Below are 22,677 nucleotides of genomic sequence, written 5' to 3'. Positions count from 1 at the left end.
CCTGCGGGTCAGACATCCCGCACCTCCAGATCCGCCCCGAGTCTGCGATACGGATCGGCCAGCAGCTCGTCCGCGAGGGGGTGTCCGGTACCAAGGCTCTCGGAGACCCAGTGCCGAAGGTCTTCTCTCAAGCCGGTCTGGTCGTCAGGCCCGGAGGCCAGTCGGTTGGCCAGCGCGGTCAGAGTCACCGGATGCCGCTCCCCCCATGCCGCTGCCTGTGCGCAGTCCTCGTGGATGCCGATGTCCTCGGTGCTGGTGTCCCTCCCCAGTACGCTCTGGCAGTTGCTCTGGTTCATACGCGCGACGAGCGCGTACCGATGGCCTGACCCAAGCGCCTTCTCAAGTTGGTACACAGCCTTGCGTGCGTGCGAGAGTGCCGTGTCCGGGTCCCCGGCCGCCAGTAGGTACAGAGACATATTGCTGAGGCAGATGCTGGTGAAGGGATGCGCGGGATCGAACACCTCCTCATACCGTTCGAGCAGGTCGGGCATGCTGTCCGCCGCGTCTGTGTACCGGCCGGAGGCGTGGAGTCCGATCGCGATGGACAGATCGCAGGCCATGGTGCCGGGGTGGCGGTCCCCCCACTGCCGGCTGAAGCCGGCCCGCGCGTCCTGCAGCCGCCGCAGCCCCTCGTCGGTGTCCCCCTTGCGCACCATGGTCATGCCCAGACTGGCCAGCACGCCCAGGTAGTAGTGGGAGTCCTTCCCCGTCAGAGTGCGGAACCGCTCGCAACTACGGGTCAAGTACCTCTCGGAGTCGGCCAGTTCGCCCCGCTCGCGGAAGTGGGTGCCGAGATTCGCGTACGAGATCCAGGGCCGGAAGTCGTTCTCGCCGTACAGTCGCTTGCGGATGGCGTACGCGTCGCGGTCCAGGTCGACGGCCGCCTTGACCGTATCCATGTAGAACTTGGACAGAGCGAGGTTGATGGCGGCGTCGAGCGTGGCGTTGTGCTCCTTGCCGATCGCTTTGACCAGTCCCACATAGGTGCGGCTGTCCTCGTCGAAGGCGTCCCGGAAGCGGCCCGTGGCGCGCAGATCGGCGGCGTAACCACGGGCTGCCATCAGGGTGTACACGTCGTTGCTGTCGCGTTCGCGCTGGATCTGGACCGAGTGCTGGGACAGTTCCAGCGCGCGCCGGTAACGGCCCAGCGCACGGGAGGCCGCCGCCACCTCGGACTCCATCCGCAGCACGATGGTCTTGCTGTCACCCAAGGCCGGGTCCGCGCGCCAGCCGGTCAGAATGCGCTCGCCCAGGGCGCGGGCTTCCTCCCACCGCTCCGACGTCCGCCGGTGGTAGACCTGGCTGACGAGCCAGCGGTGCACCTGCGGATCGGAACTCTCCAAGGCACCGGAGGGCTCCAGATGCCGGTCGAGTTCGGCGAAGTTCTTTCGGTGTTCGGGTTCGTGCCGTCGGCGGTCCGTGGGCACCATGGCGGCCAGCACGGCCAGCACATCCTCACGGGTCTTCGCCCGCTCCTCGGGGGTCATCCAGCCACGTACCAGGTCCTGAAGGATCCGGTGCACTTTCAAGCGCCCCGCCTTGGCGTCCACCACGGCGAGCGTCGCGACCGAGAGCTGGTTGAGCACATTCCCCAGGCGCAGGGTGTCCACGAGGCTCTCGTCGAAGGGGATGAGCCGCGTGATCATGCCGTCCGACTCGATGATCCGCATGCCCACGCCGTCAGCCGACAGGAAGGAGCACAGCTCCAGCAGCCGGGCGGCGGCCGGGTGCTGCCGACGCAGTCCCTCGTACCGCACCCGGTAGACCGCGTCCAGCGTGCGGTACTGCACGGGGACCTCGCCCGAGGCACCCGACTCCACCCGGTCGATGAGGGCGATGTACGCATCCGTCTGCGCGGGATACGAACTCAGTTCCGCCACCGCGGTGTTGAGCATCAGCGGGTGGTCCCCGAGCCGCTCGGCCAGTCGGTCCAGGGCATCCGACTCCGCTCCCGGAAGCCCGTTCCGAAGGAGGTGCAGGCTCTCGGTACGCGTGAACGACTCGATCTGCTGGGTCTCGAACCCGGGCGGCCACTCGGGGCTGAGCGAGGTGATCAGAACATGTCCGAGTCCGGTGGTCGGCAGGAACGGCGCGAGGACCTCGCTGTTCGGCGCACCGTCGAAAACCAGCAGCCAGCGGGTGCAGTACCGCCCGGTGCGCAGATCGTTCAGCAGGGCGGCCGGGTCCTCGCCGCTGCGTGCGCCGTGCTTGGCGGCGTTGAGTTCCCGGGCCAGTGCGCGCAGCGCGGCCTGGATGTCGTCGGCGCTGCCGGCCGGGATCCACCACACCAGGTCGTACTGGGAGGCGAAGCGGTGCGCGTACTCCAGGGCGACCTGGCGCTTGCCGGTGCCCTTCATGCCCCACAGGACCCGCGGGGCGATGTGGTCGGCCGTCGAGAAGGCGAACCCCTGGTGGAGTTCGACGAGGTGACGGGTACGGCCGACGAAGCGGACGTCCCGCATGGGAAGGGACACCACCTCCGGCTGCCGGCCGGGGAAGCGCGTCCGGTCCGCCGGGCGGAACGGTGCGCCGGCGATCTCCGGGGAGAAGCGGGAGAGCAGGGTCCGATGGGCCGCGCGTTCCTCCTGCCCGGCGAGGTTGACGGCGTCCGGCCAGTCGAAGTGCTGGACCAGCCGTGCGGTACTGATCCGCAGGCCCACGACCTTCGGCGGCTGGGCGTCCCCCACGGACGCCCCCACCGCGAGGCTCGCGATCGTCTGGCCCGCCGCCGTGCCCTCCAGACGACGGGAGAGCAGGGCGACGACGTAGTCGGAGTCCGGCCCGCACTCCAGTCCGCCGTCCTCGTCCTCCTCCGGGCCGAAGGGGAACGGATCGGTCTCCGGCTGGGCCTGCTGCACTTTGGCACCGGCGGCGGCAAGCTGTTCGCTGATCCAGTCGCCCCACAACTGGTCGTCGGGGGCGTTCAGTACGGTCACGGTCAGCGGTGCGACGTCGCGCTCGGACTGCCCGGTCCAGGTGGCGTAGTCCTCGCGCAGATCCTTCGGAGCCAGCTCGAACGCGGCCACGGCACCGTCGGTGATCCGCTGGGCGGCCTTGACGCAGGCGTGCACCACGGTGTGTGTCCGAAGGGGGTTCTCGATCAGGACGGCGAGTTCCTCGCCGAAGGCGAAACGGGGCTGATAGGGGATCAGCACCTCGTTCCAGTAGGCGTCGAGCGACTCCTCCCCGGTGAGGCCCAGGTAGGGGTCGAGGGCCGTACGGGCATCGGCGAGGGCGCGTTCGACGCGCGTCGGTTCTATGCCGGGGTCGACGCGCAGCGGCAGCACATGGAGGGCGATGGGTCTGGGCTGGGCCTTGACTCGTCGCGCGATGTCCCGGGCGCCCTCTATGGCCTGCCGGTTCAGGCTGAGGCCGATGACCACGGTGTCGGGCAACGCGAGCGTGCAGATACCGGCGTCCGCCGAGAACCCGGCCCGGCTGTCGATGAGAATGTAGTCGTAATCGCTCTCGCGCATCCGGGACCGCAGCGCCGCGAGGAACTCCACCCCGTCGGCGGTGCCCTGGAACCGGTCCCAGCTGAAGGCACGCAGCCGCTCGCGGTACTCGTCGTCCTGCCGCCCTGGGCCCAGGTAGTACAGATGGCCGTCGTTCGGGAACGGATAGTGGACGTCGACGTCGTAGCGCTTGAAGTCGGTGTGATCGAGGTGCAGTTCACGCAGATGTTCCACACCCGGTTCCTGGCTGGTCGCCGTGGCCGCGAAGGTGGCGAACATGTCCAGGATCCCGTCGCTGGTACGCAGATCGCGATCGGGGAGGTACTTGGAGTAGTACAGATGCAGCGCCGGATCCTCCAGGTCCCAGTCGACCGCGAGTACCGACTTGCCCTGACTGGCCATGATCCAGGCGATGTTCGCCAGGGTCATGGTGCGCCCGGCGCCCGCCTTGTAGGAGGAAAAAGTGATGATCTTCGTCTGTCGACCGGGTGTGGTCATCCCCCGCCCCACGATTCCCTGGGTGTTCCACTGACCAGCGGTGGCCAGGGCCCTCGGTGCCTGAGCCAGCCTGCCCGCTCGCGCTCCCTGCGCCGGATGCGCTCTGCTCTGTTCTCGAGAGGCGGCGCCTCATCCGCTCTGCCCGGCAGCGGCCCCTCCTCCCCGGCCTCGGCGAAGGCGTCGGCCAGCACTGCCGCCATGGCGTGAGCGAGTGAGTCGGGTGAACCCGCCTCGTGATGCGCGGCGCCCAGTTGCCGGGCCGGGGTCCGCGCGAGCGCCTCGCGCAGTCGGTTCGCGTTGCGTCGGCTCTCCTCGTCCAGACGCGGCAGTACGGTGACCACCGCCGCGACGCGCGCCCCCGAACGCGCCAGTCGCTCCCAGTGCACCGAAATGGATGAATCTCCGGTCATCCACGGATCGACCAGCACCACGACAACGGCGGGCGCCGCGATCTCGCTCAGCGGGTCCGTGCCGGAGTCGTCCAGGGCGAGCAGCGTCAGCCGATCGACGCCACAGGCGTACGCCGCCCGGGCGGCGACGGCGGCGGCGGGCTCCTCGCTGTGCGGGTGGAAGGGGCGCCACTCCTCGGCGGTCTCCGCGTAGGTGTCGACGGACTGTCGCAGTCGCGCCATCCGCGCTCTGGTACCGGCCAGCAGGGCCAGCACCAAGTGGCGCTCGACGGGCGGCGGCGACTCGGAGGAGGGCCCACCGCGGACGGCGCGTTGCCCTTGCGCCGGACCGAAGTACGGCTCCACGGTGCCGCCCTCCGCCGCGGTCATGACGGGCAGCGGTGTGCGCACCGCGCGCGTGAGGCGTTCCGCCACTCGGCGTACCAGCCCGCGGTATCTTTCCCAGGCGCTCGGGTCGCGCTGCAGGCCGGCCACGCCCGGTCCCTGGTAACCCTCGCCGAGGTCGTCCAGCAGCTGGCCGGTGCGCGCCACCGTGCGGGGCAGCACCAGAGAGTCGGCCCGCCACAACACGCCGACCAGGGCATCCGCCGGCTCCCCGGTCCGCCACAGCCGACGCTGCATACGCTCACGGAAGACGGACCACTCCACTGCGCACCGGGGGTCGTTGAGGTAGTCGGCGGAGTAGAGGACCAGGAGGGATCGGCAGGCCAGGACGGCCGGGTCGGGCCCGAGCGCGGGTTCCGCACGCTGCAGGCTGCCCTCGTTGCGGGGACGGCGCCCCAGTATGCCGTAGACCTCGTTCTGGACGTCGGAGTGGAACCGCTGGACCGGACCTCTGTCACCGGTCGAACCGGCATAACTGGTGTAGAACAACGGCCCCACAGCACCCCCCCAAGGGACCAGCCTCCCGCACGACGATGGCCTGTCACCGCCCCATTGCCCCACATCGGCATCGGTTTGCTCGTCGGTCTGCCCGAGCTTGTACATCGACGCCAATTCAGGTCTATGATAGGCAATTTTGCCCTCATGGGGGCTGGTTTGAAACCGAGCCATCTCTCGGATTCCTTTGAAGTGGCTAAAAATTCCGGATATCTGTACTGATCGACACTCGATTTCGGGCGCATGTTCAACCCCGGCCCGCCGGTGCTGTTCGGTGGTCGATGTGCTGGATGAGCCGAGTGAGGTCCAGACAGTACACCGACGGATTGGCAAATTCCTGTCCTCTGCCATAGCGGTGAGCACGGAGTCCCCCGCCGCAGATCTCCACCAGGGCGCATGACCGGCAGGTGGGGCAGAGTGACCCGATGCCGTGCTCCGGCGCGCCGGGCAGTGCCAGCACGCCGTCGAAGGAATGACTGAAAACGTTCGCACCGGTGTGTGACGCTCCGTCGGCTACGACGTTGAGCGAGTCCGACCACACGAGCGCCCCGTCCGTCTCCACCACCGCGACGGCGGCCGGCAGGGTGCCGAGTGCCTCGGCGCTGCTGCCGGTGTGGTCCCGGCACATGGCGATCACCGACTCGAACAGCCGCACCCCCACCGGCCGGCCGGTGTCCTCCCAGCGGTCGAACACCGTGCACAGCCAGTCCCCGTACGGTGCCCCCGTCTTTCCGGCGCCGGTCGGTGGACTGTCCCAGGTTCCGTGGGGGAGGAGGAAGTCGATGGCAGGGGGGTGGTGGGCGAGCAGCGCCTCGTAGGTGTCCAGGGGCGGGTTGGCGAGGTCCACCGTGCACAGCAGTCCGCCGAACAGCCGCTGGTGGGGCGGGCTCCCGAGCCGGGCGAGAGCCGCGGCCACCTGGGCGTGACTGCCTTGCCGCGCACCGCCGTTCTCGCCGCGTCGGCGCCGGTGGCGGTCGTGGGCACGTTCGTCGCCGTCGAGGCTGATGCCGACGCGGATGTCGTGCCGCAGCAAGACCTCCATCATGGCTTCGGTGAGCAGGGTGCCGTTGGTCTGCACGGCCAACTCCACACAGGCGCCCGTCGCTCCGACGGTCCGGCGCACCTCGGCGGCGAACTCGTCGATCACCGACGGACCTGCGAGCAGGGGTTCACCGCCGTGCAGGATCACCCTGATCCGGCTCAGCCCGTGTCGGCGCACATGCTCGGCTATCCGGTGTACCACCCGGTCCCGAACCGCGACCGGCATCGTGCGCGGACGCCGGCGCCAGCCGGTGTCCTGCATTTCGAAGATGTAACAGTAGTCGCACGCGAGATTGCATCGGCTATGCAGCTTGACCACGAATTGGTCGAATGCTGTCAGCACGGCACGCCTGTCGCGTGTCACGGATACGCGAGGCATTGGCCAATGGTCGGTCGGGGGGCAGTTTTCCTGGAAAGTGGGTCCCTGCCATCGGTGCGGAAGCACCGCGAGTGACGTACCGTCAGGCGACGGATGAACCTGTAAAACCGAATCCGGTTTCGCTGGAGGAAAATCCCGTGCACTCTTCATCTCTGCCCCCGTCCGTCCCGATGGGGGGCATGCGCATCCGTGACCGAAATGATCAGCAGCACCGTGCGATGAATGTCCCCCATTCAGCTTAGGGACGATGCTTCCGTCGCGGTGAGGCGTCAACTGGCCAACGTTCGCGGCTCCCGGGGCGTAACCGGGGGCGCACATGGACAAAGGGGAGTGAAGGGGGTTGTCCATGGCAAGCTGCTTCGTCACGAGTTTCGCCGCCGCCGAGAATCCCTCCTACGCGGGGCGCTTCCACGAGGACCTGGCCAAGGCGGTGACCCGGTTGCTCGGCCGCAAGATCGACGCTCGCACCTGTGACCCCACCGTTTCCGCCGAGCAGCGTCGCCTGCTCGTCGCGGGCGCGGGGGCGCTCGTCGTGCTCTGGTCGCCGGAATACTTCGAGGACCGCGGCTGCGTCGGTGACTGGACGGTGTTCGAGCGCCGCCTGGGGCAGGTTCCCGCCGCACGCGGACCGGCTGCCTGTGAGTCGGCGCGGGTGCTGGTCCGCTGGCGGACTGCCGGTGACCCGCGGCCCGGCCTGCCCCGGCCCCGGCCCCGCATGCTCGGTGGGGACGTGATGGCCGACTACAACAGGTACGGCCTGTACAAGGTCGTACGGGAGCAGAGCCCGGACTCGCCCGCCTACCGCTCCGCTCTGGCGCAACTCGCCGCCGGGGTCTGTTCCGGACTGGCCGCTTCCCTCCCGGCACTGTCACTCGATGACACACCCCGGTCGACTCCCCTCCTCCCCAGGCCCCGACCCACAGGATCCTCCGTGCCCCAGCCGAACCTGCCCCAGCCGGCCAAGCCTGCGACCCCGGCGCCTCGTGTACTGATCTCGTACGCCCACGACGACCAGGACCCCGGGCACGTCACGGAGGTCAAGTCCCTGTCCGAGTTGCTGAAGAACGGAGGCATCGCCGCGCGGCTGGACCTGGACGCGGCCCACGAACCGCAGAACTGGCTGCGCTGGATGAACAGGGAACTCAGGGAAGCCGACTTCATCCTCATGGTGGCGTCCCCCGCCTACCGGCGCCGTGTGGAGCACGGGGAGAAGCCGGGCGTGGGCCGGGGCGCGATCTGGGAGGGCGGCTATCTGCTGGATCACGTCTACGACCACTGGGATACGTGGGAGAAGCGCATCCTCCGAGTGGTCTTCCCGAGATTCAGGGATGAGGACCTGCCTGAATTCCCCGGCTCCGCCTCCGTCACGATCTACCGGATCGACCCCGCCACCGGCGACGGCGACCTGCACCGCCTGCTGGGATACCTGCGAACCGGCCCGTCGGCGCAGCCCTGACGCCACCGCCGCCGTGTCCTCAGTCCGCGAGACGTCCCAGCCCCAGAGCCACCAGTTCGGCGATCTCGGCGGGGGAGCGGGAGACGGCCAGGCGTCGGTTCTCCTCCGGCGTCAGGCCGTTGGACAACCCCGGCGCCTCCCTGCGGGCATGCAGGCGCTCGAGTCCCGCGAGCAGTCGGGAGTCGTCCGGGGCGGACTCGGGATCGCCGGAGAGCCACGCGCAGTCGTCGATGCCGAGAGCGCGCACGATGTCGGCGGTCACCCCACCGAAGCCGGCCGCCAGGTAGAGCGGCCGCGGATCCTCGGAGTCCAGGGTCAGCAGGGCCTCCTCCAGAAGACCGGGCAACTCACCCTGGAAACCCGCGCGTCGACCGCCGACGAGCAGGCGGCCGTGCGAGCGGTCCCGCACATAGCGGCGCATGGCGGTGAGCGAGGAACGGGCCACGGCCGGATCGGTGGGCTCGGCGGCTTCCCCGCGGCCGGCGGCCGGATCCGTCTCATGCCCGGCCGGGTCCAGGCAGACGACGCGGCCGGCCCGGCCGAGGTCGAGACGGGTCCGCAGCTCTGACAGGGGCAGCCTGCGATGCTCCGGCCAGGCCAGGCACACCAGCAGTGGCCGGTCACCGTGCCCGTGCCGCTCCACCGCGGCGCTCAGCTCCGCGGTGTAGCCGGCGGGGTCGAGGTGTCCGCCGTAGGCGAGGTGCCCGCCCGCTTCCAGGACGAGGCGGGTGACATCCCCGAGCGTCTGCCGCAGCTGCGCCTCGCTCAGCCCGAGGCCGGCCAGATCGGGGCTCTGCGAGACCGACACGGCGAGAGTGCGGCCCTTGAGCGTGCCGGGAGGAAGTGAAGTCGCCATGCCTCATTCTCTCAGTCCGGTGTCCGAGGGGCTCCACCGTGCCCCGCATCGCGTCCAACGCCCTGCGGGAAACGCGATGTCGCGGCTAGACTGCCGGGGATGATCTTCAGCTTCTCGGGTAGTCGCGTGGTCCGCACCCTGGGGGCGGCCGTCGGGGGCGGCGCCGCGGGAGCGGCCGTGTACGTTCTGCAACGTACGGGTGGCCCCTATGCCTTCACCGTCGTCGGGGCGGCAGTGGGGGCGCTGGCCCTGGCAGGGGCCGACTTCTACCGCCGGAACGCCAGTCTCACCGAGGTGCGGATCACCGTGCCCCAGCTGAGCGAACTGACGTTTGTCGTCAACGACCACACCCGGGCCGTCTCGTGGCAGCTCTTCGTCGAGTCGGTCACCCGTATCTCCACTCAACACCTCAATGACGACGAGGGATTCCTCCGCGAGGCGCTCACCTCGTTGTACGGGCTGTTCGGCACGACCCGGGACATCCTGAGGGCCGCCCGGCCGACCGGCCACGGGGACGGTGTCACAGTCGAGTACCTGGCGGTGAACCTGCTCAACCGCGAGTTGAGGCCGTTTCTCTCCAAGTGGCACCCACGACTGCGGGAGTTCGAGAACGCCCATCCCGAACTGGACGAGTCCGACTGGCCACAGGCAGCCGAGTGCCGTCGGGAGCTGTCCAGTCTGCAGGTGAATACCAGAGCCTACGTGCTGAGTTTCGCCCGGCTCGCCGGTGTACGCGAGCCGGATCTGATGCTGGGGGGCCTCGACACCACCGGATGACAGGCGTAGACGGTCACGTGGTCCGGTGGGAACTGACCGGCGGACAACCGCACCGGCTCGGTGTCCTGATCACGGGAGAACGGGCCGTTCACTCAACGGCGTTCACACCGCCGAGCAGAACCGAACCGTCACCGACCACCGCGCGGCATGGGCCCGGCCGGGACCCTGAAGGCGGCCGGGCGCACGGGGTACTCCGTCAGCAGGTGGCAACCCCCGGCAGCCACGCCGGGCCCTTGATGTAGATGTTCGTCATCCACGCGCCGTTGGTCAGCTTGGACCAGGCGTCGTTGGTGTAGCCCTCGGCCGTGACCGTCTGGGCGTGGGACTGGCAGACCACGTTGACCGTCGTGGGCTGCGGGAAGTAGTCGACGACGCCGGCGTTCACATTGGGCTCGTTGTGCGTGCGCACGCCCGTGCCCCAGGTCTGGAACGCCGTGCTCCCGCCGCCCGGCGGCGGCGGGGTGTCACCGCCGCAGTCAGGGATGCCGGGCAGCTCGGCCGGGCCCTTGATGTAGATGTTGGTCAGCCAGGAGCCGTCGGCCAGCTTGGACCAGATGTCGTTGGTGTAGCCCTCGGCGGTCACCGTCTCCGCGTGCTCCTGGCACTGGACCGAGACCTGGGTCGGTCCGGCGAAGGTGTCCACGACGGAGGAGCGCACGCTCGGCGTGGAGTGCGTGCGCACCCCCGTGCCCCAGGTCTCGAACGTCGTACCGCCGTTGGCCGGCGGCGGCACCGGAGTGCCGGACGGGTTGATGCGGATCGCCCCCGCGTAGTCGCCGCCGGTGCGCACCGGGGCGACCCGGATGTGGGTGCCCGACTCGTACGCCTCGACCATCTGCCCGGCGCCCAGGTACATGGCGACATGGTGGATGTGCCCGCTGCCCCAGAACATCAGGTCACCGGGGACCAGGGGAGCGGTGCCCTGGGAGGCCGAGAAGCGGGCCGTGGCCTGCGAGCTGTGGTACTGGTCGTCGGCGGTGCCGTTGAGCAGGTCACGGCCGGTCGCCCGGTAGTAGGCGTACCGCATGAGGCCCGAACAGTCGAAGCCCTTGCGCTCGTTGTCGTGCAGGCTGTCGGGGTCGGAGCCGTCGTAGTAGCCGTACGTGGCACCGGGAGTGGCGCCGTGCCCGCCGCCCCAGCTGTACCAGACACCGATCTGTGAGCAGGCCGCGCCGACCGCGGCCTCCGCGGTGGCCGAGGCGCCGGAGGCCAGCACCCCGCAGGTCGCGTCCTGGGCGGCGCGCGGGGCGGCCGCGTGGGCGGTGGCGGGGAGGAAGGCGATCAGTGCGATCGCCGCCGCGGCGGCGATCGCCCGGCCCGGCGTGGTGGGTTCGGAGAGTCTCAAGGTGTACATCCTTAGTCGACGTGGAGCCGTGTACGGAGGTGTACGGGGGTCCGGTGACCTGCCCGGGTGCCGCGTCCCACCCCCGTCGGGACGCGGCACTCGGTGCTCAACCGGCCAGCGCGGCGCGCATCTTGGCCAGCGCCCGCATCCGGTTGCGCTGGACGGTGCCTCGATGCGCGCCGAGCCGTTCCCCGGCCGTGTCGTGGGTGAGACCCTCCAGATCGACGAGGATCACCGCGGCCGCCTCCTTCGGCGAGAGCACGCTCAGCAGCGCGAGGGCGGTGGCCGAGGCCTCGTACGAGCCGAGCCCGCCGTCCCAGCCCGCCTCGGGCAGCCGGTCGGTGGTGCGCTCACGGCGGGAGGGGTGCAGCCAGGAGTCGCGCAACAGGTTCAGCGCGACCGTGCAGGTGTAGGCGTACGGATGCTGCTGGTGCGTCAGGTTCCGGGCGCGGGCCCGCCGGGACAGCCGCAGATACGTCTCCTGCAACAGGTCGTCGGCGTCGTGCGGATTGCCCGTCAGAGCCAGCAGGCGTCTGCGCAGTCTGGGCATGTCGGCGGTGAAGGAGGCGTCGAAGTCCCCTGGATTCATGGGCACTTGACCCACCTCGCCCGCTCCCCGCACGGCTTCCCGCGGGCTCGGTACGGCTTTGCGCGGGGCCTGCGTACATGTGCCGCCGTGGCCTTCCATGGTCGTCCCCCGTCGTTCGTGTGCTGAGTGGCGTTCGTGGTCTTGGCGGTCTTCGTGGTGCGTGCGAGGAGAAGGTTCGGTCCGCTGGTCAGACGGCCCGGACGGAGGCGTCGGCGGGTCCGTAGCGGGCGGCCGGCGCGCCGCTCAGCAGGGCCCAGTACCGGTCGCCGTAGGACCAGTGCCACCACTCCGTGGGGTAGTTGACGAAGCCGGCCGTGCTCAGCGCCCGTGCCATCAGCGCCCGGTTGGCACGCGCCTCGGTGCCGATGTTCGCCGCCCCGGTACGGCAGGCGCCCGCGCTCTCCTCCGGGGTGGCGTTGACCTCCGTGCCCAGCGGCAGCTCGGTGCCGTCCGCGGCGCACAGGGTCAGGTCCACCGCCCCGCCGCTGACGTGGGGAGCCACCTCCGGCGGGGAGATGTAGGCGCTGGCCAGCTCGCGGATCCGGTCCGGCGGGGCGTCGGGATGGGCCGCGCGCAGCGTCGCCGCGTACTGCTCGAAGTAGCGGCGCTGCAGATCGGGCGGCCGGTACCCCTCCACCACCAGGAACCTGGTCCCGGCGGGCAGCAGCGACTGCGCGTCCAGGAGCCGGCCGAGCGCCCCGGAGCGCAGGTGCGCGTAACTGCCGTCCCTGTCGGCCTGGCGGGGGTCGATCGACAGGCCGGGAGTCCCGCGCAGATCGACCAGCGGTTCACCGCAGTCCTGCTCGACGACCGCCGCGACCCGGGAGTCGGAGAGCGTGATGATGTCCGTCACGCAGACAACAGTGCCCGGTGCCGCTGCAATTGCCCTGCAGGATCCCTGCAAGCGTGTCACCAGGGCTTCTACAGCCCCGATCCGGTTACGACGGCTCGTCGTCCCGGCGCTCCCGGGCCTCCCGTCCGCCCACCGACCGGAACACCTCCAGCGCCTCGGCCCGGGCCGCCCGCGCGGTCTCCGGGTCGCCGTCCGCCGTCCACACCTCGGCCAGGTCCCAGACCGTCCGCGCCCGCCACAGCGACAGCCCCAGCTCTGCCCAGAGGGCCGCCGCGTGCTCAAGTGGCTCCCGGGCCCCGTCGGTGTCCCCGGCCGCCAGCCGCACCTCCCCGAGCGTGCGGAGCACCAGGGCCTCGCCGAACCGGTCCTGCCGCTCCCGGGCCACCGCCAGGCAGCGCACCAGCCGCCGCCGCGCCTCCTCCGTACGGCCGGTGCGCAACTCCACCTTGGCCAGGGACTGTTCGGTGTACATCGCGCCGAAGGTGTCGTACAGGTCCGTGAAGATCCGCAAGGCGTCGTGCAGCAGCCGTTCGGCCTCCGGGTACCGGCCCTCGGCCCGGTCGCACAGGGCCAGTGAGCGCAGGGTGAGCCCCTCGCCGTGCAGGTCCGCGGCGGCCCGGTAGAGGTCGAGGGCGCGGGACAGCGCCTCCCGGGCCGGGGTGCCGCGGCCCTGCTCGCGGTGCACGTACCCGATGCCGTACAGCACCCGTGCCCGGGGGCCCATGTCGCCGTCGTCGCCATACCGCTCCAGCGCGGTCTCCAGCAGTTCCAACGCCTCGGCGTAGCGGGCCTGTTCGCGGCGGACGGTGCCCATCCCGGCCAGTGCCACCGCCGCCCCCTCGGCCGAGCGCTCCTCGAACAGCCGCAGCGCGTCCGCGAAGTAGGCGTAGGACTCTTCGAACCGGTCCTGTTCATAACGGAGTTGGCCGAGCCCGGCCAGCAGCCAGGCCTCGCCCTCGACGTCTTCGCCGCGGCGCACCGCCGCCATCGCCGCGGTGTGCGAGCGGGACCACGCGTCGAACTGGTTGTACAACGCCGCCGAACTCGCTATCAGCGCCCCGGCGAGATCCCGGGCGGCGCGCGCCATGCCGTGGTCGGCGCAGTGTGTCACGGCGGCCAGCAGTCCGGCCTGCTCGGCGGCGAACCAGGCCGCGGGCCGGGCGAGCAGCGCCTCCTCGGTCTCCGGGTCGAGCGGGCGTACGGCGGCCGGTTCCGGGAAGTGCCGTACCGCACCGCCGGGGCCGCGGGCGGCCGCCTTCCGGGCCAGGTCCAGCCAGCAGCCGACCAGGCGCAGCACCGCGCCGGCACGTTCCTCGGGGCTCTCCTCGGAGAGGCAGCGCTCGCGGGCGTGTTCGCGGGCGAGGTCATGGATGCGGTAGCGGGCCAGGCCGGTGCCGTCCACGCCGATCACATCGATGAAGTGGCAGTCCACCAGCCGCTCGACGGCCTCCTCGGCCTCCTCGGTCCCGATGCCGAGCAGCGGCGCGGCGATCCAGGCCGCGAAGTCCGGCAGGTCCAGCAGGGCCAGGCGGCGCAGAGCCCGGCGTTCCTGCGGTGCCAGGTCGGCGTAGCCGAGTTCCAGGCTGGTGCGCAACTCCAGGTCCCCGGCGCTGAGTTCGCTGAGCCGGCGCTGTTCGTCGCGCAGCCGTCCGGCGAGCCGGGCGGGCGCCCAGTGCGGGCGGCCGGCCAGCCGGGCCCCGGCGATGCGCACCGCGAGCGGCAGCCGTCCGCACAGGGCGACGATCTCGGCGGCCCGCTCCGGGTCCGCCCCCGTCCGCCCCTCGCCGGCCACCCGGCGGAACAGGTCGAGCGCCTCGGCCTCGTCCGGGACGGCGAGGTCCAGATGGGCGGCGCCCTCCAGGGCCACCAGCCGGCGGCGGCTGGTGATCAGCACCGCGGAGCCGGGGCCGGGCGGCAGCAGTGGCCGGACATCCGCCTCAGCGGCCACGTTGTCCAGGACGATCAGGACCCGCCGGTGCCCGATGTGGGTGCGGTACAGGCCGGTGAGCTCCTCCACGCCGGAGGACACCGTGTCCGGGTCCACCCCCATCGCGCGCAGCAGCCGGGCGAGGGCGTCGGCGGGCTCCAGCGGGGTGGTGTCGGCGGCCCTCAGGTCCACGAACAGGCGTCCGTCGGGGAAGAGTTCGGCGGTGCGGTGGCCGACGTGCACGGCGAGGGCGGTCTTGCCCATGCCGGAGCGCCCGGAGATCACCCCGATCGGGGGCGCGGTACGGCCGGGGTCGCCGACGCTCCGCAGCAGCTCGGTGGCCCACTTGACCTGTTCGCCGCGGCCGACGAAGTCGGCGATGTCGGGCGGGAGATGGGAGGGCGCGGGCGCGGCACTCCGGGGGGCGGGCACTGTGCGGGCCGGCCGCCCGGTCCCCAACACGCCCGTGTCGCCGGTCAGTACGGCCTGGTGGACGGCGCGCAGCTCCGGGCCCGGGTCGATGCCCAGCTCGTCACGGAGGACCGTACGGCCCTCCTGGAAGACGCGCAGCGCGTCGGAGACCCGGCCGGTGCGGAACAGGGCGGTCATCAGCTGGCCGCGCGGCCGCTCGCGCAGCGGATGCGCGGCCACATGGGCGAGCAGCGGCGCGATCGCGCCGTCCGCGCGGCCCAGCTCCAGCGCCAGCCCGCAGGACTCCTCCTGGGCCACCAGCCGCAGCTCCCCGAGCCGGGCCGCCTCGATCCGGGCGAACGACTGGCCGAGGCCTTCCAGCGCCTCCCGGCCCCGCCACAGCCCCAGCGCCTCGGCCAGCGCCTCGGCGGCCTCCTCCGGACGCCCCGCGGACCGCCCCGTCGCCAGGAGGTCCTCGAAACGGCGGGCGTCGACCCGGTCGGCGGCGAGGTCGGCGACATAGCCCGGAGGCCGGGTGCGGATCACCTCGGCGCTGCCGACCCGGGACAGCGCCCGGCGGACCGCGGAGACATGGGTGGCGACCAGGGCGCCCGCGGTGGCCGGCGCCTCCTCGTCCCAGACGAAGTCCACCAGGCGCTCGGTGGAGATCACCTCGCCCAGGTGCACGACGAGTGCGGCGAGGACGGCCAGGGGTCTGGAACCGCCGAGCGGAGCCCGTCGGCCCCCTTCCCAGACGTCCACCGGGCCGAGCAGACGTACTTCGAACATCGGTCCCCGATCGCTCCTGGCGGATGCCGACAACGATATCGGCGGGCGCTGTCCGAGCAGGGCGAAGACCGGGCCGTCGTGACCGGATCCGTGCTGTCCGATCGGTGGTACGGAACCCTCCGCGACGCCCGGTACGCCGAACAGGGGCGGGGCCGACAAGGCCCGGGGAAGGGGTCTCCCGATTGGCGCAGTTGGCTGGTTTCTGTGGGTGGCCACAGCGGTCCCTGTGCGTCAGACGGGTGGCCCGCGGCCCTCGTATGACCGCGCCCCCGGATCCGCCACGAAATCCGTCGCGCCGGAAATTCCTCGCGGTCGCATGTCATACGAACGCCCCGCCGGCACCGTCAACGGCCCGAAAGCACCGAGCCGTTCGCCGCAGCCCAGGGAGTTGCCCGATGAAGCGCCCCGCCCTCCGTCGCAAGGTCGCGTACCTGAGCACCGTCGCCACCGTGGCCGTGCTCGCCCTCACCGGCTGCTCCCAGGAGTCCGGCGGCGGCCCGGCACCGGTCGCCGCGGCCAAGGCGCGCGAGCTGACCTACGCCGAGGACCTCAGGGTCTCGGACGCCGAACAACGCCTGATCACCCAGTGCATGGCCCGGCACGGTTTCCGCTACTGGTCCGACAGCTCCCTGTCCCTGGCGGAGAGCCGACCGCTCGGCTACGTCCAGGACGACGTCCGCTGGGCCCGGACCTACGGCTACGGCAGCCGGATCGCCGCCAAGGAGGACCGCGCCCGTCTGCACAACCCCAACATCGCCTACCGCAAGGGACTCCCGACCGACCGCAGGACTGCCTACGACACCGCGCTGGACGGCGGACGGAAGACGGAGCTGCTGCGTACCGCGGTCCCCGGCGGCGGCTCGGTCAGCAAGCAGTCCGGCGGCTGCGACGCGGCGGCCGAGCACACGCTGTACGGCGATGCGGCCACCTGGTTCCGGCTGGACACCACCGCGAGCAACCTGCGCCCGCTGTACGTCGGCAAGCTGCTGCACGACCGGCGGTTCACCGCCGCCGTGCACGACTGGGCGAGCTGCATGAAGCGGGCCGGGCACCCCTACCCGGACCCGGACGCGGCCCGGCAGGCCACCCGGGAGCACCCCGCCGTCCAGAGCCGGGCCGAGGAGGCCCGGAGCTTCGCCGCCGAGACCCGGATCGCGGTCGCCGACGCCACCTGCGCCCGCCAGGTCTCCCTCAAGTCCGTCGGCCAGGACCGGGAGGCCCACTACCTGGCCCAGCTGAACGCGGAGTACGGCGCCCAGCTGGACGCCTACCGGCAGCTGCGGCAGCAGGCGCTGGCACGCGCCGAGCGGCTCGTCCCCGCCCGCGCCTGACCCGGGGGCGGGGCTGGTCCCCACCCCGCGCCGGACACCGCCAGGCGCCCCACGAACTCCGCGGCACCCCGCCGCGGCCCTCACCCACACCCACCGCCTCCGACGAGGCAGAACGGAATCCGTCATGCGCAAACTGACCCTCGCCATCGCCACCCTGGGTCTCGCGGCCCTCGGGCTCGCCGTGCCGGCGAACGCCCACGCGGTCTCCGGCTGCAACGCGAAGTGGCCGGGCCGGGACGGCAACGTGCGGGCCTGGCGAGACTGGGACTGCCAGGGCGAGCTGCTCGGTGTCACCCCGGGCAACGACCCCGACTGGGGCGACGCGGCCGGTCCCTTCCAGGGCAGCGACGTCAACGCCGCCTCCTCCGTGATGAACAGCGGCTTCGTCGGCGGCAAGGACGTCGTCGCCTTCTACTACCTGACCAACTACCCGTCCTCCGCGTACGGCTGCCTCAAGCCGGGCGAGCTGTACGTGGACAACCTCACCCGCGACACCTTCACCAACGGCGCGAACATGAACGACAACATCATGTCCCACGTGTGGGTGGCGTCCAGCGCCTGCGCCCCGGGCTCCTTCATCAGCTGAGGCGGTACGCCGGCCACGGCCGTCCCGGGCCGTGGCCGGTCCCGGCTCCTTACCGACTACCTACCTCCCGTACCGCCGAGATTCACATCGGCGCCACCGGACCCTTCCCTGACGTTCGATGCCCTTGGAACACTCGCAGCCGCGCACAATCCGCCCTGTTCCGGCCATCCCGTACGCCAGGATGAGAGGTCGCACACCCATGACCGAAGTAAACCGGCGCCGCTTTCTTCAACTCGCAGGCGCCACCACGGCGTTCACGGCGCTGTCCAGCAGCATCCAGCGGGCCGCCGCACTGCCCGCGAACCACCGCACCGGGTCGATCGAGGACGTCGAGCACATCGTCGTCCTGATGCAGGAGAACCGTTCGTTCGACCACTACTTCGGCACCCTCAGAGGCGTCCGCGGTTTCGGCGACCCGCGTCCGGTCACCCAGGACAACAAGTCGGTGTGGCGCCAGTCGAACGGCACCAAGGACATCCTGCCGTTCCACCCGGACGCCGACGACCTGGGCCTCGCCTTCATCCAGGACCTCCCGCACGGCTGGGCCGACACGCACACCGCCGTCAACAACGGCAAGTACGACAAGTGGGTGCCGGCCAAGGGCTCCACGACCATGGCGTACCTGAACCGGGACGACATCCCGTTCCACTACGCGCTCGCCGACGCCTTCACCATCTGCGACGCCTACCACTGCTCGTTCATGGGCTCCACCGACCCGAACCGCTACTACCTGTGGACGGGGTACACGGGCAACGACGGCCAGGGCGGCGGCCCGGTCCTCGGCAACGACGAGGCCGGCTACTCCTGGACGACGTACCCCGAGCGCCTGGAGAAGGCGGGCGTCTCCTGGAAGATCTACCAGGACGTCGGCGACGGCCTGGACGCGGCCGGCGGCTGGGGCTGGATCCAGGACGCCTACCGGGGGAACTACGGCGACAACTCGCTGCTCTACTTCAAGCAGTACCAGAACGCCCAGCCCGGCGACCCGCTGTACGACAAGGCCCGCACCGGCACCGACGCCACGAAGGGCGAGGGCTTCTTCGACCGGCTGAAGGCCGACGTCAAGGCCGGCAAGCTGCCGCAGATCTCCTGGGTGGTCGCCCCCGAGGCCTTCACCGAGCACCCCAACTGGCCCGCCAACTACGGTGCCTGGTACATCTCCCAGGTCCTCGACGCGCTCACCGCCGACCCCGAGGTGTGGGCGAAGACCGCCCTGTTCGTCACCTACGACGAGAACGACGGCTTCTTCGACCACCTGATACCGCCGTTCCCGCCGGCCTCCGCCGCCCAGGGCAAGTCCACGGTGGACCCGACCCTGGACCTCTTCAAGGGCGACGCGAGCCACGCCGCCGGCGCCTACGGCCTCGGTCAGCGGGTGCCGATGATCGTCGTCTCCCCGTGGAGCAAGGGCGGTTACGTCTGCTCCGAGACGCTCGACCACACCTCGGTCATCCGGTTCATGGAGAACCGCTTCGGTGTCCACGAGCCGAACATCTCGCCCTGGCGGCGCGCCGTCAGCGGCGACCTGACCGCCGCGTTCGACTTCTCCCGCAAGGACACCAAGCCCGTCGCGCTGCCCTCGACCGACGGCTACCGGCCGCCGGACAAGAACCGCCACCCCGACTACGTGCCCACCCCGCCCGCCAACCCGGCCCTGCCCAAGCAGGAGCGCGGCTCCCGGCCCACCCGGCCGCTCAAGTACGCCCCGCTGGTGGACGGTGCGCTGGACGCGGCGGCCGGCAAGCTCACGCTGACCTTCGCGTCGGGCGCGCAGGCCGGCGCCGCCTTCCTGGTCACCTCCAACAACCGCACCGACGGCCCCTGGAGCTACACCACCGAAGCCGGCAAGTCCGTCTCCGACACCTGGAACTCGGTGTACTCGGGCGGCTCGTACGACCTGACCGTGCACGGCCCGAACGGCTTCCTGCGCGGCTTCCAGGGCCCCGGCAAGGTGGCGGGACCCGAGGTCACCGCCCGGCCGCACGGCGACGACATCGAGCTGACCTTCACCAACAAGGGCAGCGGTACGGCGAAGCTGAAGGTGGCGGACGGGTACGGCGGCCGGGGCCGCACGTTCACGGTGCGCGCCGGGGCCACCGTCAAGCACATCGCCCACCTCAACCACAGTGACCAGTGGTACGACCTGACGGTCACCTCCGAGGCCGACGCGACCTTCGTGCGGCGGTTCGCGGGGCATGTGGAGAACGGGCGGCCCGGGGTCAGCGACCCGGCGATCAGCACCGACTGACAAGGGGCTGAGGGCCGCATCGTGCGGAACTGATCAGGTACCGGTCACATCGGGGTAGTGTGCCCCGGTGACCACGCAATCGAACACTCCTGCAGGCTGGTACCCCGATCCGCACGGTGCGTCCCAGACGCTCCGGTACTGGGACGGCGCCCAGTGGACGGACCGCACGAATCCGCAGGGAGCCGCGCCCGGCGCGGTGCCCGCGCAGCAGGCCGGGGGCGCCGGGGGCGGCGGCCTGTTCGGCGAGCCGGTGCTGGTGGTGAACCAGAAGGCCAAGCTGATCGAGCTGACCAACGAGTACAAGGTCATGGACCAGCACGGCCGGGAGATCGGTTCGGTGGCGGAAGTCGGCCAGAGCGCGCTGAAGAAGATCCTGCGCTTCGTCTCCAGCCTCGACCAGTACATGACCCACCGGCTGGAGATCCGTGACGCGTCCGGTCAGCCGCAGCTGCTGCTGACCCGGCCCGCGAAGATCTTCAAGTCCCGGGTGATCGTCACGCGTCCGGACGGCTCGCAGGTGGGCGAGATCGTCCAGCAGAACATGATCGGGAAGATCAACTTCGCGATGATCGCGGGTGACCAGAAGGTCGGTGCGATCAAGGCGGAGAACTGGCGCGCGTGGAACTTCGCGATCGTCGACCACACCGACACGGAGGTGGCCCGGATCACGAAGACGTGGGAGGGGCTCGCCAAGACGATGTTCACGACCGCCGACAACTACGTGCTGCAGATCCACCACCAGTTGCCGGAGCCGCTGCGGAGCCTGGTGGTGGCGACGGCGCTGACCGTGGACACGGCACTGAAGCAGGATTCACGGGGGCTGGGCTGAGGGTCGTCTGCGGGCCCGTGGGAGCTGGTCGTGCCCACGCGGCGGAGCCGCATATCGATACCGCCCCGCGCCCCTGAAGGGGCGCTCAGAGCGAGGTGAGTTGTCCGGTTTCTGGCTTCTGCTGTTGCGGGAGCAGGGCCTGTTCCGCCGCAGCCCGTGCCGACTCCAGGGCCAGAACCGCGGCCACCGGGTGTTCCTCGTCCGGTACGAGTTCGACCACTGGCGTCGCCGGTGCCACCCGGGTCAGCAGGACCACGCCCCACGAGGCGAGGCCCGCGCCCGCCAGGGCGAGCAGGATGCCCGCCGCGCCGCCCTGCAGGCCCTGGCCCAGCAGGGTCAGGCCGATGACCGCCGCCGCCACCGGGTTGGACAGGGTGACCACCGCGAGGGGGGCACCCAGGCCGCCTCGGTAGGCCGTCTGGGAGAGCAGCAGACCGCCCACCGCGAACGCGGCCACCAGGAGCGCCACCACGATCACCTGGACACTCAGCACCGGGCCGGAGCGGTCCGTCGCCGCCACCGTCACCGTCTGGGTGAGGGCCGAGGCGACGCCCGAGGCGAAGCCGGACGCGGTCGCGTGCCGGAGGCCCGGGCGGGTGCCGGGGCGGGACAGGGCGCCGATCAGGGCGGCGGTCGTACCGGCCACCGCGACGGCTTCGGTGAGGCTCAGCACCCGATGGGGTGCGGGGCCGGAGGCCGTGACCAGCAGGGCACCGAGGCCCAGCAGAGTCAGGGCCGTGCCCCGCCACTCCGTCGCGCTGACCCGGCGCCCGGCCACCCGCGCCCCCATCGGCACGGCCGCGACCAGGGTGAGTGCGCCCAGCGGCTGTACGAGGGTGAGCGGGCCGTACTTGAGGGCCACGACGTGCAGCAGCGCGGCGCCCGCGTTGAGGCCGACCGCCGCCCACCAGGCACCGGAGCCGAGCAGCCGTACCAGACCTGCGCCGGCGGTCTTCGACGCGAGCCGTTCCTGGGCGACGGCGGCGGCCGCGTAGGCGACGGCCGAGACCAGGGAGAGGAGGACGGCGATCAGGGTCGCGGTGCTCATCGGCCCGCCCCTGCCAGCGCGGGCTCCTCGGACACGAACCGGCGGCTGCCGCGTCCGGCCGTGGTGGCCGTGCGGTGCGGCGAGCGAAGCGAGGTGGGGGTCCCCCCGGACGAAGTCTGGGGGCGGATCAGGGCCAGAGCGGCACCGAGCATCACGGTGGCGACGATCGCGTCCAGCCAGTAGTGGTTCGCGGTGCCCACGATCACCAGCAGGGTGATCGTGGGGTGCAGCAGCCACAGCGGGCGCCACCGGGAGCGGGTCGCGACGATCAGGCCGATCGCCACCATCAGGGCCCAGCCGAAGTGCAGCGAGGGCATCGCCGCGAACTGGTTGGAGAGGTGGTCGCTGGCGGGCGGGCCGTAGACCGAGGGGCCGTACACCCGGGCCGTGTCGACGAGGCCGCTGGCGGCCAGCATCCGCGGCGGTGCCAGCGGGAAGGTGAAGGGGAGCACCAGGGCGGCGGCGGTGACCACGGCGAGGACCCGGCGGGCCCAGACGTAGTGCGCGGGCCGCTTCAGGTAGAGCCAGACCAGGAAGGCCAGCGTGGCCGGGAAATGAACCGTGGCGTAGTAGGTGTTGGCCACACGGACGAAGGTGTCGCCGTGCAGCAGTGCGGACTGCACGTCGACTTCCGAGGGCAGGTGCAGCGTCCGTTCCAGGTCCCAGATCCGGTGGGCGTTGTGCAGGGCCTCGGCGGTGTGGCCGGTGGCCAGCTGCCGCCCGAACTTGTAGACGAGGAAGAGTCCTGCGACGAGCAGGAGCTCACGGACCAGCGGTGGCCGGGCTATCGCCCCCGGCTCCGCTGCTGCCGGCTCGGACTGGGATCTCATCCCAGGCCCCCTCACTGACGGTGGTGCTGTGCCGAGTCCGGGCGGTGGCCCGAACTCACCGATACTCATCGATACGAAAGCGTACCGATACGTGAGTGTACCGATACGGCACTGTACCGATACGGCCGTGTACCGGTACA

General features: G+C 71.0%; 16 protein-coding genes. 6 read left to right on the top strand and 10 right to left on the bottom strand.

The window, feature by feature from the left end; all coding sequences use genetic code 11:
* Positions 1-8 precede the first annotated feature (8 nt).
* The 3 genes from fxsT to ACWGJB_RS02170 all read right to left on the bottom strand — a co-directional run bounded on the left by fxsT (position 9) and on the right by ACWGJB_RS02170 (position 6,662).
* Positions 9-3,953, bottom strand: coding sequence for an FxSxx-COOH system tetratricopeptide repeat protein (gene fxsT / locus ACWGJB_RS02180; RefSeq protein WP_453378360.1), 3,945 nt, complete (start codon positions 3,951-3,953; stop codon positions 9-11).
* Positions 3,950-5,236: an FxsC protein gene (gene fsxC, locus ACWGJB_RS02175; protein WP_453378359.1), complete on the bottom strand. Its 1,287-nt coding sequence runs from the start codon at positions 5,234-5,236 to the stop codon at positions 3,950-3,952. Before fsxC ends, fxsT begins: the two co-directional genes overlap by 4 nt.
* 253 nt (positions 5,237-5,489) lie before the next feature.
* The gene (locus tag ACWGJB_RS02170) at positions 5,490-6,662 is read right to left on the bottom strand and encodes an FxsB family cyclophane-forming radical SAM/SPASM peptide maturase (protein WP_453378358.1); all 1,173 of its coding nucleotides are present in this window, start codon (positions 6,660-6,662) and stop codon (positions 5,490-5,492) included.
* Positions 6,663-7,008: 346 nt separating this feature from the next.
* Between ACWGJB_RS02170 and ACWGJB_RS02165 the strand changes: the two genes are divergently transcribed.
* Positions 7,009-8,118: a toll/interleukin-1 receptor domain-containing protein gene (locus ACWGJB_RS02165; RefSeq protein WP_453378357.1), complete on the top strand. Its 1,110-nt coding sequence runs from the start codon at positions 7,009-7,011 to the stop codon at positions 8,116-8,118.
* A 19-nt stretch (positions 8,119-8,137) separates the two neighbouring features.
* Here the strand turns inward: ACWGJB_RS02165 and ACWGJB_RS02160 are convergent, their stop codons facing one another.
* Positions 8,138-8,974, bottom strand: a complete 837-nt coding sequence (locus tag ACWGJB_RS02160; protein ID WP_453378356.1) for a hypothetical protein — start codon at positions 8,972-8,974, stop codon at positions 8,138-8,140.
* A gap of 99 nt (positions 8,975-9,073) precedes the next feature.
* Here ACWGJB_RS02160 and ACWGJB_RS02155 point away from each other — a divergent pair, with 99 nt between their 5' ends.
* The gene (locus tag ACWGJB_RS02155; protein ID WP_453378355.1) at positions 9,074-9,751 is read left to right on the top strand and encodes a hypothetical protein; all 678 of its coding nucleotides are present in this window, start codon (positions 9,074-9,076) and stop codon (positions 9,749-9,751) included.
* 196 nt (positions 9,752-9,947) lie between these two features.
* On the opposite strand, the gene ACWGJB_RS02150 is transcribed toward ACWGJB_RS02155, so the two are convergent.
* The 4 genes from ACWGJB_RS02150 to ACWGJB_RS02135 all read right to left on the bottom strand — a co-directional run bounded on the left by ACWGJB_RS02150 (position 9,948) and on the right by ACWGJB_RS02135 (position 15,665).
* The gene (locus tag ACWGJB_RS02150; protein ID WP_453378354.1) at positions 9,948-11,096 is read right to left on the bottom strand and encodes a C40 family peptidase; all 1,149 of its coding nucleotides are present in this window, start codon (positions 11,094-11,096) and stop codon (positions 9,948-9,950) included.
* A 106-nt stretch (positions 11,097-11,202) separates the two neighbouring features.
* The gene (locus ACWGJB_RS02145) at positions 11,203-11,685 is read right to left on the bottom strand and encodes an RNA polymerase sigma factor (protein WP_453378589.1); all 483 of its coding nucleotides are present in this window, start codon (positions 11,683-11,685) and stop codon (positions 11,203-11,205) included.
* Positions 11,686-11,872: 187 nt separating this feature from the next.
* A complete protein-coding gene (locus ACWGJB_RS02140) occupies positions 11,873-12,538 on the bottom strand; it encodes a M15 family metallopeptidase (protein WP_453378353.1) in 666 nt (221 codons plus the stop codon).
* A gap of 85 nt (positions 12,539-12,623) precedes the next feature.
* Positions 12,624-15,665 (bottom strand): AfsR/SARP family transcriptional regulator, encoded by a 3,042-nt coding sequence (locus tag ACWGJB_RS02135; RefSeq protein ID WP_453378352.1) that lies wholly within the window; start codon positions 15,663-15,665, stop codon positions 12,624-12,626.
* 395 nt (positions 15,666-16,060) lie between these two features.
* Between ACWGJB_RS02135 and ACWGJB_RS02130 the strand changes: the two genes are divergently transcribed.
* From ACWGJB_RS02130 to ACWGJB_RS02115, 4 genes are all read left to right on the top strand, one after another.
* On the top strand, positions 16,061-16,996 hold the full coding sequence (locus ACWGJB_RS02130; RefSeq protein ID WP_453378351.1) for a hypothetical protein: 936 nt from the start codon (positions 16,061-16,063) through the stop codon (positions 16,994-16,996).
* A gap of 124 nt (positions 16,997-17,120) precedes the next feature.
* Positions 17,121-17,582, top strand: a complete 462-nt coding sequence (locus tag ACWGJB_RS02125) for a hypothetical protein (RefSeq protein WP_450757520.1) — start codon at positions 17,121-17,123, stop codon at positions 17,580-17,582.
* Positions 17,583-17,781: 199 nt separating this feature from the next.
* Complete coding sequence (locus tag ACWGJB_RS02120; protein WP_453378350.1) at positions 17,782-19,830, top strand: phosphocholine-specific phospholipase C; 2,049 nt, start codon at positions 17,782-17,784, stop codon at positions 19,828-19,830.
* Between the two features lie 67 nt (positions 19,831-19,897).
* Positions 19,898-20,659, top strand: a complete 762-nt coding sequence (locus ACWGJB_RS02115; protein WP_453378349.1) for a phospholipid scramblase-related protein — start codon at positions 19,898-19,900, stop codon at positions 20,657-20,659.
* A gap of 85 nt (positions 20,660-20,744) precedes the next feature.
* Here the strand turns inward: ACWGJB_RS02115 and ACWGJB_RS02110 are convergent, their stop codons facing one another.
* Positions 20,745-21,707 (bottom strand): hypothetical protein, encoded by a 963-nt coding sequence (locus ACWGJB_RS02110; RefSeq protein ID WP_453378348.1) that lies wholly within the window; start codon positions 21,705-21,707, stop codon positions 20,745-20,747.
* Positions 21,704-22,537 (bottom strand): phosphatase PAP2 family protein, encoded by an 834-nt coding sequence (locus ACWGJB_RS02105; protein ID WP_453378347.1) that lies wholly within the window; start codon positions 22,535-22,537, stop codon positions 21,704-21,706. The genes ACWGJB_RS02110 and ACWGJB_RS02105 overlap by 4 nt, the downstream gene beginning before the upstream one ends.
* Positions 22,538-22,677: the final 140 nt, after the last annotated feature.

This window comes from Streptomyces sp. NPDC054813 (assembly GCF_053611365.1).
The sequence above is the reverse complement of the archived record's forward strand: the minus strand, read 5'-3'. Positions and strand labels throughout refer to the sequence as shown.

Excerpts from the sequence above, each read along its gene's own strand:
- ACWGJB_RS02160 (WP_453378356.1), bottom strand. The coding sequence starts at position 8,974 with ATGGCGACTTCACTTCCTCCCGGCACGCTCAAGGGCCGCACTCTCGCC.
- ACWGJB_RS02135 (WP_453378352.1), bottom strand. The coding sequence starts at position 15,665 with ATGTTCGAAGTACGTCTGCTCGGCCCGGTGGACGTCTGGGAAGGGGGC.
- ACWGJB_RS02125 (WP_450757520.1), top strand. The coding sequence starts at position 17,121 with ATGCGCAAACTGACCCTCGCCATCGCCACCCTGGGTCTCGCGGCCCTC.
- ACWGJB_RS02170 (WP_453378358.1), bottom strand. The coding sequence starts at position 6,662 with ATGCCTCGCGTATCCGTGACACGCGACAGGCGTGCCGTGCTGACAGCA.
- ACWGJB_RS02110 (WP_453378348.1), bottom strand. The coding sequence starts at position 21,707 with ATGAGCACCGCGACCCTGATCGCCGTCCTCCTCTCCCTGGTCTCGGCC.
- ACWGJB_RS02130 (WP_453378351.1), top strand. The coding sequence starts at position 16,061 with ATGAAGCGCCCCGCCCTCCGTCGCAAGGTCGCGTACCTGAGCACCGTC.
- ACWGJB_RS02120 (WP_453378350.1), top strand. The coding sequence starts at position 17,782 with ATGACCGAAGTAAACCGGCGCCGCTTTCTTCAACTCGCAGGCGCCACC.
- ACWGJB_RS02165 (WP_453378357.1), top strand. The coding sequence starts at position 7,009 with ATGGCAAGCTGCTTCGTCACGAGTTTCGCCGCCGCCGAGAATCCCTCC.
- fxsT (WP_453378360.1), bottom strand. The coding sequence starts at position 3,953 with ATGACCACACCCGGTCGACAGACGAAGATCATCACTTTTTCCTCCTAC.
- ACWGJB_RS02145 (WP_453378589.1), bottom strand. The coding sequence starts at position 11,685 with ATGAATCCAGGGGACTTCGACGCCTCCTTCACCGCCGACATGCCCAGA.
- ACWGJB_RS02105 (WP_453378347.1), bottom strand. The coding sequence starts at position 22,537 with ATGAGATCCCAGTCCGAGCCGGCAGCAGCGGAGCCGGGGGCGATAGCC.
- ACWGJB_RS02155 (WP_453378355.1), top strand. The coding sequence starts at position 9,074 with ATGATCTTCAGCTTCTCGGGTAGTCGCGTGGTCCGCACCCTGGGGGCG.